Here is a 12,668-nt window from a genome sequence, read left to right on the forward strand (position 1 = left end):
AGGGCACCATGGGGCTCGCGCTCCGGCCTTCCGAATGACGAACGAGTCAGCCCAGGCACGTCATGCCCGGAAGCCTGCTTCCCAGGCTCCGCAGTCCCCGGCTCCCACCCCCGAGCCCGCCGATCTCATCGTGCGCTCGGTGCTGCCGGAGGACCTGTTGGTGGCATTGGAGAGCGAGCGCTCCCTGTACCGCTGGGTGATGCTCAAGGGCGCCGAGGACGTGCGGCTGGAGGACGAGTCGATGCTCGGCCTCACCCCCCAGCCCGCCGCGGACGCGAGCTGGGGTGGGGGACAGCTCATCGGCTTCCTCCCGGACGAGCGCAAATTCGTGGGGGAGATCGTCCACGTGGACCCCACGAACGGGCGCGTCTTCCTCTCCACGCGCTCGTTGAGCCACATCCCTCCCGAGGTGCTCTCCGCCGAGCGCTGGGCCTTCCAGCCCTATGACTTCTCCGAGGCGCTCCTGGCGGCCTCGCGGGCCTACGACTCGCGCGGGCCCCGGGTGCGCGAGGCGCTGGACCGGGTCCGCGGCACCATCCCCGACGATGGCGCCGGTCCCTCGCCCGGGCCCGAGGACCTCTGGGAGAAGCCGTGGGCGCTCCTCTGGGGGCCTCCGGGCACGGGCAAGACGGAGACGGTGGCGCGGCTGCTCGCGCAGGCCATTCAACGCAACCCCAAGGAGCGCATCCTCGCGGTGGCGCCCACCAACCGTGCCGCGGACACGCTCGCGCTGCGGGTGGCGCGCATGCTGTCCAAGGCCGGGGCCCTGCACGCGCCGGACACCACGTGCCGCATCTTCCGGGGTGGCATCGGCGTGGGCCCGGAGTTGACGAACGCCTTTCCCGCCGTCCTCCAGGACTCGCGTTACCAGAAGCAGGCGGCGCGCATCGAGTACATGGAGGAGCGCGTGCGCCGCGAGTACCTCGAGGGGGCGCCTCCCTCGCGGCTGGCCACCGTGAAGGCGGAGCTGCGCAAGGTGCGCGACGGCCTCACGGACGAGACGCTCTTCGTCGCTCGCGAGGGGCACGCCACCCTCATGGTGCTCACCGTGCACCGGGCGCTGCGGCTCGTGTCCGAGCTGGAGGGCGCCGAGCGTTTCGACCGGCTGGTGGTGGACGAGGCGGGCATGGTGTCGCGCGCCGCGGTGGGGCTGCTGGCGCCGATGGCGCGCAAGGTGTTGCTGGGAGGGGACCCGAAGCAGATCGGCCCGGTGAGCCGCGCGCTGGAGGGCGTGGAGCGGCCGGTGCAGACGTGGATGCGCGGCTCGCCGCTGTCGCACCTGGAGGACGCGAAGGCGGCGGTGGAGTCCTCGCACGTGCTGCTGTTGCGGACGCAGCACCGCATGCACCCTCAAATCGGCTCGGTGGTGAGCCACTTCAGCTACGCGGGGATGCTGGAGGACGGTGAGGGCCCGCGCACCCGGCAGCCGAAGACGGTGGACGTGTACCCGGCGGCGCGAGCGTGCTGGGTGGTGCTGGACGAGGCCACGCGGGACGCGCGCCGCGTCTGTCACGAGCGGGGCGAGTCGGGCCGGGGCTACCGGAGGCCCTTCTCGGCGGAGCTGCTGGTGGCCCTGGCCGCGCCCGCGCTGAAGGCGGGGCTCAAGGTGCTGGCGGTGACGCCGTACCGGGCGCAGGCGGCGCTGCTGCGGGCGCTGGCGCAGCAGAAGGGGTGGAGCGAGTCGCGCTTCCAGGCTTCCACCATCCACCGGCAGCAGGGCACCGAGTACGACGTCGTCGTGGTGGACACCGTGGCCGCCGGGCGCCCCTTCCCGCCGAGCGAGCTCACCCCCATGCTCAACGTGGCGGCCAGCCGCGCCCGTGAGTACCTCTTCGTCCTCTCCTCGCGCGCCGAGTCCGAGGCGGCCATCCCCTCGCAGTTGCTGGAGCTGCTGACACCCGTGGCTCCCAGCCTGGAGCCGCGCTTCTCGCTGCAACCCCTGCTGGTGATGCCGGGCGTGCGCGCGCGGGTGGCGAAGCGGCCCGAGGGGCTGGGGCAGGAGATCGACTCACTGCGGGGCATGGGGCCGCTCTTCACCCAGGAGCAGGTGGCCCTCTTCGAGCGCCGCTTCGACGAGGGGCACCACCTGGTGCGCGGGGTGGCGGGCAGTGGGAAGACGTACGTGCTGGCGCAGTGGGTGGCGCGCTACCTCGCCGAGCACCCGGACGCGCGGGTGTTGGTGTCCTTCTTCAACAAGGCGCTGACGCCGTTGCTCTCGCGGCTGCTGGTGGCGGCGATGCGGCAGCGGCTCGGCAAGCGGGCGCCGCTGATGACACAGCGGGTGACGCTCATGCACATGACGGGCACGGGCTCCTTCGCGCCGGAGAGCTTCGACGCCGTCTTCGTGGACGAGGCGCAGGACCTGAGCGCCCCGGAGCTCGCGCACCTGTACTCGCTGGCCCGTCCGCTCTCGCGTGGCGAGGGGCCTCCGCTCAAGGCCTTCCTGCTCTTCGCGGACGACTCGCAGAACGTGTACGGCAACAGCTCCGTGGAGGCCCTGCGCAAGGAGCTGCCGGACCTCGACTTCACCGGCCGGGTGCGTGTGCTGCACGAGGCCTTCCGCTCCACGCGCCAGGTGTCCGAGCTGGCCTTCAACGTGGTGTTGGATCCCCTCGGCCTGCACCGGGTGGCCAACCCCGGCATGCGCGAGTTCATGCGCGCCCACGAGCTGCGCGAGCAGGGCCTGCTGGAGGAGCCGGTACCGGGAGTGGATGGGCTGTACCGGCTGCAAGCCACCGAGCGCGAGGGCGTGCTGCCGGTGGTGAAGGTCTTCGACTCGGCGCAGGCGGAGGAGGCCTGGCTGGTGCGCGAGGTGAAGCGGCTGAGCCAGGAGGAGGGCGTGCAGCCCTCGGACGTGCTGGTGGTGGCGCCGGTGCGGCCCGCGCGGCTGGCCGAGGCGCTGGAGCGCGAGGGCTTGAAGGCGGTGGCCTTCGGCGGGCGGAGTGGCCAGGACGTGTCCGGCTTCAGCGTGGGGAAGGTGGACTACATCCGGGTGACGACGGCCTTCTCGTGCAAGGGGCACGAGAGCCCGGTGGTGTTCTTCTGTGGTGTGGACGCGCTGGACGACATGTCGTGGCTGGAGACGAAGCCGGGGCGCACGGAGCGTGAGCTGGAGCGCACGCGCCGCGCGCTCTTCTACGTGGGAGCCACGCGGGCCATGGTGCGCCAGTACGTGAGCGGGCTCGCCGGGGCTCGCTTCACACGGACGTCACTCGCGTACGCGCGGGCGCTCGCGCGCGGTGTCCGGTGAGCCCCCGACAAGACCTGCCAGGTGCATCTTGGTTTTCTGCCCGTTTCCGACCTGGTAGGTCCCAGGTTTTCGCGGCCCTCCGCGCTTCCGGCCCAACCTTTGAGGTTGGCGGGGGGTACCCCTTCCCGGTCGCTCAGACGCACATTGACCCCCCGGGGGCCGCCGGGTGAAATTGAGGCCATGAGCGATACCGAGGACACCCAGCAGTACAAGGTCGTGGTCAACCACGAGGAGCAGTACTCCATCTGGCCGGCCGACCGGGAGAACGCCCCCGGCTGGAAGGACGCCGGCAAGTCGGGCACCAAGGCCGAGTGCCTCGAGCACATCAAGCAGGTGTGGACGGACATGCGTCCGCTGAGCCTGCGCAAGAAGATGGACGCGCAGAAGGGCTCCTGACGCGCCCGCCCGGGCTCGCTTCCGGGTTCACTTCGGAGTGGCGGTGCCGGACATCAGGAAGGCGCGCAGCCGCTCCGGAGGGCAGGGCTTGAGCAGCACGGTGACGTGGGGCGGGATGATGTCCCGCGAGGGCAGCTGGGTGGTATGCAGGCCGCAGCGCAGGTGGGGCGTGCGGGCCCTCAAGGCGGCCAGCAAGGACAGCCCGTCCATGCCCGGGAGGATGTACGCGGCGATGACGACCGAGGGCGGTTCTTCTTCCGCCATCCGCAGCGCCTCTTCACCGCTGGTCGCCATGCGCTTGGTGCCCGGCATGTCCCGCAGGAGCCGGCGCAGCGCGGAGAGCTGGAGCGGATCCTCGTCGACGAAGAGGTAGGAGGGCAGGGTGTCCACGGTCATCCGGGACCTCCAGGACCCGGTATGTAACGTGACGGGTCCTCGGACGTAGATACTACCCCAGTCGTCCTGGGAAACCAACCTCCCGAGTCATATTGCCACCGGTGAACCACTCGGGTCCCGGGACAATGGCAAAAAAGCTCGCAACCAGGTTGGGAGAGAGCGCGCGCGCAGCCCGGCAGCGCCTCAACCTCACACAGGAAGACGTGGCGGAGCGCATAGGTATCGCCACGGAGGTGTACGGGCGGCTGGAGCGAGGCAACATGCTTCCGAGCGTTCCCACTTTTCGCAAGCTGTGCGCCGTGCTCGGCCTGTCCGCGGACGAGGCCCTGGGTCTCACCAACGAGAATCCCCTGCCCTGGACGCCTCCGGCTCCCTCTCCCGAGGCGAGTGAGCCCGCGGAGCTGCGCCGTCTGCTGCGGCGCGCCCGCCAGTTGGATCGCAACTCGCTCCGGGTGCTGAGCCTCGTGGCCGCGCATCTGGGGCAGAAGTTGGGGTAGGGAGGGAGCCTGTCTCACGGTGAGAGCCTCGCGCGCAGCCGCTTCGCCGATGGGAATCCATGGAAGAGCACCACTTGTGGATGTGCCTCCAACAGCGCGCGTTCCTGGGCATCCTTCGCCAGCGCCCGATCCACCCCCAGCAGCAGTCCCGCGTCTGGACGCGAGCGCAGCTCCTCCATTCTCCTCGACAACGGGCCCGCATGCCATGCGTGGAAGAGTTCCAGTGCCACCTCGCGTCCCGTCTGTTTGTGACGGAACGTGAGATCCGGCACGCACAACCCGGCTGCTCCCGTGTGGCGGGGCAGGGGCAGCAGGTCCAGCTCCCAGTCCGCGTCGTCGAAGCCCCCGGCCAGCGTGGCCACCTCGGGCGGGATGTGGCCCAGCGCGGAGCCGTGGGGTGACACCAGCGGATCCTTCTCGTCCAGCACCAGCGTCACCCTCCGCCGGGGGCTCTCCAGGGAGGCGGTGAGCTGCCAGCGCTCCAGCACGGGCACCACGGACAGGAAGCTCGCCAGTTGCAGCCCGTACTTCTTCTGGAGCGCGAGCATGGCCCCGGGGCCCTCCACCTCCAGCACCCAGTCCTCGCCCTCGCGCCGCACCTCGGCCACCAGCCGGCAGAACTTCAGCCAGCGCAGCACCTTGCGCACCCGCAGCAGCTCCGGTGCCTTCGCCCGCAGCGTCAGCCGCCGCGCGTCGAAGAGGGGGCCCTGTGCCAGCGCCAGGTTGTAGCGATCCAGCAGCTCCGCGGACGTCAGTGCCTCCCAGCCCCGCAACCTGCGATGGCCTGGAAGGTCGGCGTAGAGGGCCTCGCGCAGCTCGGGCAGCGGGCGCGGGAAGGCCTCCGACAGCCGGGCCTCGTAGGCCTCCACCGTCGCGTCCGAGGGCAGTGAGCGCAGCACCCGGGCCGCCTCGCGGAAGGCCGTGGCGCGCGCCTCGGCGATGCCCTCCGAGGGCTCGTCGAAGAGCATCCGGTCCACCAGCAGCTTCACCAGCCCCCGCGCCACCTTGGGACGGGTGTGCGCACCGGCCCGCAGCGCGAGCGTCTCCTCGATGTCGTCGCGCGAACGTCCGGCTCCCGCCGCCACCTCGGCGATGAGCTCCGTGGCCAGGGTCCGCAGCGCCAGGTCCTCCCGCTTCACGAAGGAGGGGCGCAGCTTCCCGTCGCGCACGCGGAAGAGGAGCAGCTCGCGCGTCAGCACGCCTCGCCCTCCTCTTCCTGGTAGGCGCGGTGCTGGCGCCGCCGCTCGCTGATGGAGGCCTCGGCCGTCTGCGCCGAGCACACCTCGTACAGCAGCGCGCGCTTGCCCGGGCGCTGGCGCAGGATTCTTCCCAGCCGTTGCACGTGCTCGCGCACGCTGCCACTGCCGCTGAGCACCACGCCCACCCGCGCCTCCGGGACGTCCACGCCCTCGTTGAGGACCCTCGAGGTGAGCAGCACCGGCAGCTCTCCACTGGCGAAGGCGCCGAGCAGCGCCTTGCGTTCGGGCACCGGCGTGTGGTGCGTCAGCGCGGGCAACAGCAGCCGCCGCGCCAGCGTGTACACCGTCTCGTTGTCGTCGGTGAAGACGATGACGCGATCCTCGCGGTGCTCCAGGAGGATGCGCCACAGTACGTCCTGCTTGGCGCTCGAGGTGAGGGCGATGCGGCGCTGCTCGCGGTAGCCCCGGTAGGCCGCGCGCCCTTCCTCCGTGCGCTGGCTCTCCGCGAGGAAGCGCGCCCAGCCCTCCGGCACGTCGAAGCGGATGCCCCGCTGGCGGATGAAGCCGAGGTAGCGCGCACGTGCCTCGTCATGCCGCGCCTGCTCCTCGGGCGTGAGGGGCACCTCCACCCGGCGCACCTCGTAGGGGGCCAGGTAGCGGCCCTGCAACTCGCGGATGTCCGTGCGGTGCACCAGCGGCCCCAGCAGCTCCGCGCACACGCGCTCGCCGCCGTCGGTGCGCTCCAGCGTGGCGGTGAGGCCCAGCCGGTACGGCGCCAGCGAGCCCTCGGCGATGAAGCGGTAGCTGGGCGCCGGCAGGTGGTGGCACTCGTCGCAGATGAGGAAGCCGAAGCGGTTGCCGTGGAACTCCGTCTGCATCGCCGCCGAGTCGTACGTCGTCACCGTCAGCGGCTGCCGGTCACTCACCCCGCCTCCCAGCATCCCCACCGGCATGCCCAGGTGCTTGGACAGCACGCCCTGCCACTGCGTCATCAAGTCCAACGTGGGGACGACCACCAGGGTCGGCCGCTTCACCCGGGCGATGGCCAGCACCGCCAGCAACGTCTTGCCCGCGCCGGTGGGCAGCTCCACCAGCCCCCGCCCACCCGCGCCGCTCCAGGCCTCCAGCGCCGCCTTCTGGTGGGGGAAGGGCTCGATGGGCGTGGCCAGCCCCACCTCCAGCGGCTCGAAGCGCTTCGCCCGGTCCTCGTAGGGCAGACCCAGCTCGCGCAGCCTCAGCACCACTTCCCGGTAGTGCCGCGCCGCCGCCCGGTACACCCCGGTGCGCGTATCCCGCTGGAACACGGCACGCAGGGTGTCGTCTTCCGGCAGCGTGGGCGCCACCAGGGTGCCGCAGTCGAAGTGGAGCTCGGTGGCCATCAGGTCGGGAACGGGTGAGCAACCGGGAGTAACCCGATCTCCGAGCCAACGCCAGAGCATGACTTTCGAGGTTGGCTCACTCATGGTCCGCAGGATGCTCGGAGAGGAATCTTACAGGGGCTTCACAGGCTGACGGTCGACAACAATGCCAGAAATCTTACATTCCCGGTATTGCCGGGAGTCTTTTCGGGGACCCCATGGCTTCCCACCGTCGAGGTGGGGTGCTGGCGGGGGAACGAGGGCTCGGACCTCCTCCCACCTGCGTCGGGCCTTCCAGGGCGCTACCCTTCATCCATCTCCATGCGCCGCATCGTCATCCTCAGCCCGCACCGTCCCTCCCGAGAGCTGCTCTCGCGTCTCCTGTCGGAGCCGGGCCTGTCCGTCGCCGCCATGTCGGATGCGGACGAGGCGCTGGACTCCATCGCCGACGAGGAGCCGGCCCTGGTGGTGGTGGACGCGCGGCGGCCGGACGAGGACCACCCCCTGCTGCTGGGGCTGCTCAAGCGGCGCTACCCGCGTCAGCCGCTCATCACCCTGGTGCCCGGACGCCTGCGCGTCTTCGACGGCAGCGAGGAGCGGGTGCGCGACGTGCGGGACGGCTCGGCCGAGGGACTCCACCTGCTGCTCAGTGAGCTGCAGCGGGCCACGCGTGACTTGCTCGCCCAGCACCTGCTGCGGATGTTGCGGCCTCCCACCGGCGAGGCCTGAGCCGCGCGCCGCCGGGCGCTGGAATCAGTGCAGCAGGCCGTCTCCCGCGGGCGGGGCGGACTCACCGTGGGCGACCTTCAGCGGGGCGAGCCGCTCCAGGTGCTCGCGCTCCACGCGGGTACCGGTGGTGGGGAGGCCGAGGCCCTGCTCGGACCACTCGGGCAGGAAGAGCAGGGGCTGGGCCTCGCCGTTGTAGCCGAGCTGGACGAGCTGCTCCGGCTCGAAGGTGCGGCAGCGCTGGGCGCAGCAGGGGAAGGCCGCGAGGACGCGGTAGAGGCCCTCGGGAGGCAGGGGCTCGAGGTGCTCGGCCCAGGAGGCGTCCGGCAGCGTGGTGCCGCGCGCATGCCAGCGAGCCTGGTTGGCTGCCCAGCCGCTGGGCAGGTAGAGGCCGGGGCCCGGGTCGCCGTGGTTGTGGAAGTAGACGAGCCGGCCGGCGGGGATGTGCGTGCCGAGCGCGCGGCGGGTGCGGTACAGGCCGCAGGGGGGAAGGCTCATGGCGGAGTTGTAGTGCGGTTGGGAAAGGATTTTCCCTCTCCACGGAGTTTTTTCCGGCTCCCGCATTCCCCTTCGTCGTCCCATACACGGGACGGTTCTCCAAACCCCTGGAATCACGAGGAGCGCGTCCGTGCGAGGGCGTCGGCATGGCGTGTGCTCATGCCTCCCTGCGCAGGACGGGGCGGTGCTGCTGGACGGGGTTGGATGGGGTGGGGTGGGCGGTACCGTGGGGGGCCTCGCGACGGGGCGGTGGTGCGGGGGTTGGGGGCGGATGGACCGCCCGTCGCGGGGTAGGTGGGGGAGGGCGAGGGGTCGCCCTGTGTGGAAGCCCGGCCGGGTCACACCGGCCGGGTGTTCGCATTGCGGGAGGAGAAGAAGGCCAGCACCTGGGCCTCGCCCCAGTAGGAGGGGGAGAGGGGGCCGCCGGCGACGAAGCCCACGTGGCCGCCGCGCTCGGTGACGACGGCGTGCAGCACGGGGTTGCTCTCCACGTCCTTGGGGAGGGTGGAGGGGGGAATCATCGGGTCATCCTTGGCGCTCAGCAGCAGGGTGGGGCGGCGGATGGCGTGGAGGCGCGGACCCGAGGAGGCCTCGGCGTAGTAGTGGCTGGCGTCGCGGAAGCCGTGGAGCGGGGCGGTGACGGCGTCGTCGAAGCCGCGGATGGTGTGGGCGCGCTCCATGGCGGCGCCGTCGAAGACACCGGGGAAGCGGCGGAGCTTCTCGCGCGCCTTGCTCTTGAGGGTGCGCAGGAAGCGCTCGCGGTAGAGGAGCTGGAAGGGGCCGGGCCCGTCGAGCGTGTCGGCGCAGGCGCCCAGGTCGAAGGGAGTGCTCACCGCGGCGGCGGCGTCCACGAGCGAGTTGTCGCCCGTCTCCTCCATGAGCCGCAGCAGCACGTTGGCGCCCAGGGAGAAGCCCGCGGCGAAGAGCGGGCCGGTGAGGCGCGCGCGCAGGTGTTTGATGACGGAGAGCGCGTCGCCGATGTCGCCCGAGTGGTAGGAGCGGGCGAGGCGGTTGGGCTCGCCGCTGCAGGAGCGGAAGTTGATGGCGGTGGCGCCCCAGCCGCGCTCGGCGGCGCCGCGGAGGATGGCGGCGATGTAGCCGGAGCGCGAGGAGCCCTCCAGGCCGTGGAGTGTCACCACGTGGGGGGCGCCCTGGGGGCCGTCGAAGGAGTCGAGATCGACGAAATCCCCGTCGGGGAGCTCCCAGCGCTCGCGCTTCAGGGGAGGCGTGTGCGTGGGACGCACGAGCGTGGCGAAGATGGTCTGCGCGTGGGGCGAGGCGAGGCCGCGCGCGGGGGCGAAGGGCTCGGTGGGCAGGAAGGACACGAGCGGGGGGATATCACCCGTGGCGGGCCTTGCGCATGGAGGAACAGCCGTGCTCGCGGATGGCCCGGGCCTCGTCCGTCAGTTGGAAGAGGGCGAGGTACTTGCCCACGCGCTCCTCGAGGGTGGGGGCGTCGATGAGGCGGCAGACGTCGTCGGCCTGGTAGGAGCGGCAGACGTCGGGGCGCCGGTCATACACGGAGCAGAGGTTGTCGGCGGTGAGGTGGGGGCAGCGCACACCCAGGGGCTTGTCGAGGGCGGCGATGTCCGGCGCCACGCAGCAGGCGCCACAGCGGGTGCATTCCATGGACATGGGCGGCGCTCAGCGCACGGCGTCGCCGGCCAGGATGTTGGCCGAGCCGAAGTTGCTCACCTCGAGGGGGACGGACTGGCCCTTCTTCCAGGTGAGGAACTCGGCCTCGCTCTTGGGCTCGTGCACGTGCTCCTTGGAGTCGCCGTCCTCGTAGCCGATGCGCACGGCGTACTTCTCCTCGCGGCGCAGCCGGTCCAGGGCGCCCTGGGCGAGCGTGGGCCAGCGGGGGGCGCAGTCGCGGTCGGACTCCACCTTCTTGTCCACCGGCTGCCAGACGTAGGTGTCGTAGGTGCAGCTCACGTCGAAGACGGGCTCGGAGCGGTAGCGCGTGCGCATGTCGCAGTCCTGGTAGGACTTGCTGCAGTACTTGGGCTCGTCCCGGCACGTCTCCTTCATGTAGCCGTTGCCCATCTTCTGGCGGGTGCACTTCTCCGTGGTGCCGCACTGCTCCCGGCGCGTCTTGGTGGTGCACACGCGCTCGGTGCCATCGGCCACCTGGCGGGTGCCGCGCTGGCGGGGGAAGCAGCTGCGGATGTTCTCCACGCCGGCCACCTCGCCCGAGCCATTCACCGGCATGCGGGAGGCGCGGCTGCTCAGGTCGCTGCGCCAGCCCTCGCGGGACACGCGCTGGAAGGTTTCGCGGTGCACGGTGCGCGTCCACTCGGTGGTGGTGACCTGGCCGGTGACGCCGTGGGTGCGCGAGCCCCAGATCATGCAGGAGCCGATGACGGTGAGGAGGCCGAGCCCCACGTAGAGCCACTTGCGTCTGGAGCCCCGGGCCGCCGGAGGGGCCACGGGGGGCGGGCGGCGGGCGCGGGGGGCCTCGATGGGCTCCTCGTGCTCCTCGGAGAGGGCGCGCGAGGTGGAGGAGCGCTCGGCGCGGCAGTGGCGGCAGATGGGGGAGTCGCCGCGGTTGGAGGCGGAGCAGTAGTCGCAGAACCAGTCGGCCCCGGCATGGGCGGCGGAGAGGGCCTTCTCGTCGGTGACGCCCTCGCGCAGCGACTTGCCGGTGGCGTCATCCACCTCACCGAAGTCGAACTCGGACTCCTGGCCCGTCTCCTCGCGAGGGTTGTTGCAGTTGGGGCAACTGCGGTGCCGCGCGAGGATGTTCCGGGTATCGCAGGAGGTGCAGTTCCAATTGCCCTCGATGATGCGGGTGCGCTCGGCCATGGGCGCATCCTAGCGGTTCCTCACACCCAGAGCCCACGGGGGGCCGGGAGGAGGGGGTTGACGGGCACTCCGGGGCGGAGGGGCCGCACCATGGGCAGCGAGCCGTCGCGGGCCACGCGGGTGGTGCCTCCGCCCTTGAGGAGGGGGAGGAGGGGGGCATGGGAGGGCTCCTCCCAGAGGACCACGCGGGAGAGGCCGGAGCGGGAGGCCTCGCGCCGGGCGGCCTCCAGGAGGGCCCAGGCCTCGGAAGTGGAGCGCGCATCGAGCATGAGCACCGTCAGCTCGGGGCTCCGGCCCACGAGTCCCCAGAGGATGGTGGAAGCGCCCGCGGTGGCGCCGGCGGAGGCGGGGAGGGAGCAGCCGAGGTGCCTGGCGTAGATGCGGCCGCGCTCCAGGTGCCAGTCGAGCTGGACGGGCGTGGGCCAGAAGAAGAAGGGCACGTCGGGGTGGCGCAGGCGGCCGAGGGCCGTGGCGAGCCCGTCCTCGCGCAGGAGCGAGTCCACGGGCCCGGCGGGGTCTCCGGGAATGGGGGACAGGTGCCAGTCCCAGGCGGGCAGGGCCTGGTAGCCCGAGCGCGCGTAGATGCGGGGGCCCACGTCGGAGAAGAGGAGGGCGGCGTGGGCGCGAGGCTGACGCTCCAACTCGGCGGCGAGCAGGTCCATCAATCGGGTGGCGTACCCGTGGCCGCGCAGCCGCTCCTCGGTGAAGACGCTGGCGATGGCGAAGCTGTCGCCCGGGGCGAACGAGCCCCCATCGGTGCGCAGGAAGCTGCTGGTGCGGAACGTCTCACAGGAGGCGAGCACGCCGCCGTCCCCGGCGCACAACAACCAGGTGCGCATGCCCGAGCGGGACCAGGGGTGGGCGCGCAGCCGTTCCTCCCGGGTGGCGTACGCCTCGGGGGAGAGGAGCTTGCCCCACTCGGAGTACGTGAGGGCGTCGCGCTGAAGCATCTGTTCTTCGGTGGCGGCAACCAGGTGCATGCGTCAACTCCCTCTCCCTCTGGGAGAGGGTCGGGGTGAGGGTGTTGCACAAGGCGCCCGCAAATGGAACGCGGCGCCGGGCAAGAAGCCGCGGCGCCGCGTGGGGTACATCCCGGGGACGAGCCTACTTCGGGTTGGTGCCCGGGGCCTGCAGCCCGCCACCGTAGCGGCCGGACTGACCGGGCGTGGACACGGGCCACTCCTGCGGCGTGGAGGAGGACGGCAGGGCGGGGCGGAAGCGGGTGCCGATGTCGAAGAGGGTGAAGAGCAGCATCAGCACCACGAACAGCATGGAGGTGACGAACACGATGCGGCTGGCGCCCTGGTGCTCGGCCAGGTGCATGAAGTACAGCGCCACGAGGGCGCCCTTCACCGAGGCGATCACCAGCGCGAGCGCCAGTGCACCCGTCTCGAAGTGCATGCGGCCGGTCACCACCGTGACGACGGTGAGCACCATCAGGGCAATCCAGATCGCGACGTACTTGCCGGGTCCGGAGTGGTGCTCCTGGCGCATCTCCCGGTCTTCCTTGAACGACTCATTGGCCATGGCGGACATGAGAGGA

The 12,668-nt window shown here is 71.4% G+C and carries 13 protein-coding genes; 4 read left to right on the forward strand and 9 right to left on the reverse strand.

Features of this window, described 5'->3' with window-relative positions:
• Positions 1–34: 34 nt before the first annotated feature.
• Entirely contained in the window at positions 35–3,250 is a 3,216-nt protein-coding gene (locus tag Q664_RS37555) for an AAA family ATPase (RefSeq protein WP_075207628.1), read from the forward strand.
• Between the two features lie 180 nt (positions 3,251–3,430).
• Positions 3,431–3,646, forward strand: a complete 216-nt coding sequence (locus Q664_RS37560; protein ID WP_043407274.1) for an MbtH family protein — start codon at positions 3,431–3,433, stop codon at positions 3,644–3,646.
• 27 nt (positions 3,647–3,673) lie between these two features.
• Here the strand turns inward: Q664_RS37560 and Q664_RS37565 are convergent, their stop codons facing one another.
• Positions 3,674–4,042 (reverse strand): response regulator, encoded by a 369-nt coding sequence (locus Q664_RS37565; protein ID WP_043407277.1) that lies wholly within the window; start codon positions 4,040–4,042, stop codon positions 3,674–3,676.
• A 125-nt stretch (positions 4,043–4,167) separates the two neighbouring features.
• Here Q664_RS37565 and Q664_RS37570 point away from each other — a divergent pair, with 125 nt between their 5' ends.
• Complete coding sequence (locus Q664_RS37570) at positions 4,168–4,539, forward strand: helix-turn-helix transcriptional regulator (protein ID WP_043407280.1); 372 nt, start codon at positions 4,168–4,170, stop codon at positions 4,537–4,539.
• 14 nt (positions 4,540–4,553) lie between these two features.
• Here Q664_RS37570 and Q664_RS37575 read toward each other — a convergent pair whose 3' ends face one another.
• Together Q664_RS37575 and Q664_RS37580 are read right to left on the reverse strand one after the other, a co-directional pair.
• Entirely contained in the window at positions 4,554–5,738 is a 1,185-nt protein-coding gene (locus Q664_RS37575; RefSeq protein ID WP_043407281.1) for a DUF790 family protein, read from the reverse strand.
• Positions 5,732–7,117, reverse strand: coding sequence for a DEAD/DEAH box helicase (locus Q664_RS37580; RefSeq protein WP_043407284.1), 1,386 nt, complete (start codon positions 7,115–7,117; stop codon positions 5,732–5,734). Before Q664_RS37580 ends, Q664_RS37575 begins: the two co-directional genes overlap by 7 nt.
• A 300-nt stretch (positions 7,118–7,417) precedes the next feature.
• Between Q664_RS37580 and Q664_RS37585 the strand changes: the two genes are divergently transcribed.
• Positions 7,418–7,825, forward strand: coding sequence for a response regulator (locus Q664_RS37585; protein ID WP_043407286.1), 408 nt, complete (start codon positions 7,418–7,420; stop codon positions 7,823–7,825).
• Positions 7,826–7,849: 24 nt separating this feature from the next.
• Here Q664_RS37585 and Q664_RS37590 read toward each other — a convergent pair whose 3' ends face one another.
• From Q664_RS37590 to Q664_RS37615, 6 genes are all read right to left on the reverse strand, one after another.
• On the reverse strand, positions 7,850–8,320 hold the full coding sequence (locus tag Q664_RS37590; RefSeq protein WP_043407289.1) for a hypothetical protein: 471 nt from the start codon (positions 8,318–8,320) through the stop codon (positions 7,850–7,852).
• Between the two features lie 338 nt (positions 8,321–8,658).
• Positions 8,659–9,645, reverse strand: coding sequence for a YheT family hydrolase (locus Q664_RS37595; protein WP_043407291.1), 987 nt, complete (start codon positions 9,643–9,645; stop codon positions 8,659–8,661).
• A 13-nt stretch (positions 9,646–9,658) separates the two neighbouring features.
• Complete coding sequence (locus Q664_RS37600) at positions 9,659–9,949, reverse strand: YkgJ family cysteine cluster protein (RefSeq protein ID WP_043407475.1); 291 nt, start codon at positions 9,947–9,949, stop codon at positions 9,659–9,661.
• A 15-nt stretch (positions 9,950–9,964) separates the two neighbouring features.
• Positions 9,965–11,125 (reverse strand): hypothetical protein, encoded by a 1,161-nt coding sequence (locus Q664_RS37605; RefSeq protein WP_043407294.1) that lies wholly within the window; start codon positions 11,123–11,125, stop codon positions 9,965–9,967.
• 20 nt (positions 11,126–11,145) lie between these two features.
• On the reverse strand, positions 11,146–12,105 hold the full coding sequence (locus Q664_RS37610; protein ID WP_043407297.1) for a GNAT family N-acetyltransferase: 960 nt from the start codon (positions 12,103–12,105) through the stop codon (positions 11,146–11,148).
• A 124-nt stretch (positions 12,106–12,229) separates the two neighbouring features.
• Positions 12,230–12,661 (reverse strand): cytochrome C oxidase subunit IV family protein, encoded by a 432-nt coding sequence (locus tag Q664_RS37615; protein ID WP_063934833.1) that lies wholly within the window; start codon positions 12,659–12,661, stop codon positions 12,230–12,232.
• Positions 12,662–12,668: the final 7 nt, after the last annotated feature.

It is taken from the genome of Archangium violaceum Cb vi76 (assembly GCF_000733295.1).
In the GTDB taxonomy this organism is placed as follows: Bacteria; Myxococcota; Myxococcia; order Myxococcales; family Myxococcaceae; genus Archangium; species Archangium violaceum.

Bases quoted from the DNA above. Each gene is read 5' to 3' on its own strand.
- Q664_RS37585 (WP_043407286.1), top strand. From the start codon at position 7,418: ATGCGCCGCATCGTCATCCTCAGCCCGCACCGTCCCTCCCGAGAGCTG.
- Q664_RS37560 (WP_043407274.1), top strand. From the start codon at position 3,431: ATGAGCGATACCGAGGACACCCAGCAGTACAAGGTCGTGGTCAACCAC.
- Q664_RS37570 (WP_043407280.1), top strand. From the start codon at position 4,168: ATGGCAAAAAAGCTCGCAACCAGGTTGGGAGAGAGCGCGCGCGCAGCC.
- Q664_RS37615 (WP_063934833.1), bottom strand. From the start codon at position 12,661: ATGTCCGCCATGGCCAATGAGTCGTTCAAGGAAGACCGGGAGATGCGC.
- Q664_RS37600 (WP_043407475.1), bottom strand. From the start codon at position 9,949: ATGGAATGCACCCGCTGTGGCGCCTGCTGCGTGGCGCCGGACATCGCC.
- Q664_RS37565 (WP_043407277.1), bottom strand. From the start codon at position 4,042: ATGACCGTGGACACCCTGCCCTCCTACCTCTTCGTCGACGAGGATCCG.
- Q664_RS37555 (WP_075207628.1), top strand. From the start codon at position 35: ATGACGAACGAGTCAGCCCAGGCACGTCATGCCCGGAAGCCTGCTTCC.
- Q664_RS37610 (WP_043407297.1), bottom strand. From the start codon at position 12,105: ATGCACCTGGTTGCCGCCACCGAAGAACAGATGCTTCAGCGCGACGCC.
- Q664_RS37605 (WP_043407294.1), bottom strand. From the start codon at position 11,125: ATGGCCGAGCGCACCCGCATCATCGAGGGCAATTGGAACTGCACCTCC.
- Q664_RS37590 (WP_043407289.1), bottom strand. From the start codon at position 8,320: ATGAGCCTTCCCCCCTGCGGCCTGTACCGCACCCGCCGCGCGCTCGGC.
- Q664_RS37580 (WP_043407284.1), bottom strand. From the start codon at position 7,117: ATGGCCACCGAGCTCCACTTCGACTGCGGCACCCTGGTGGCGCCCACG.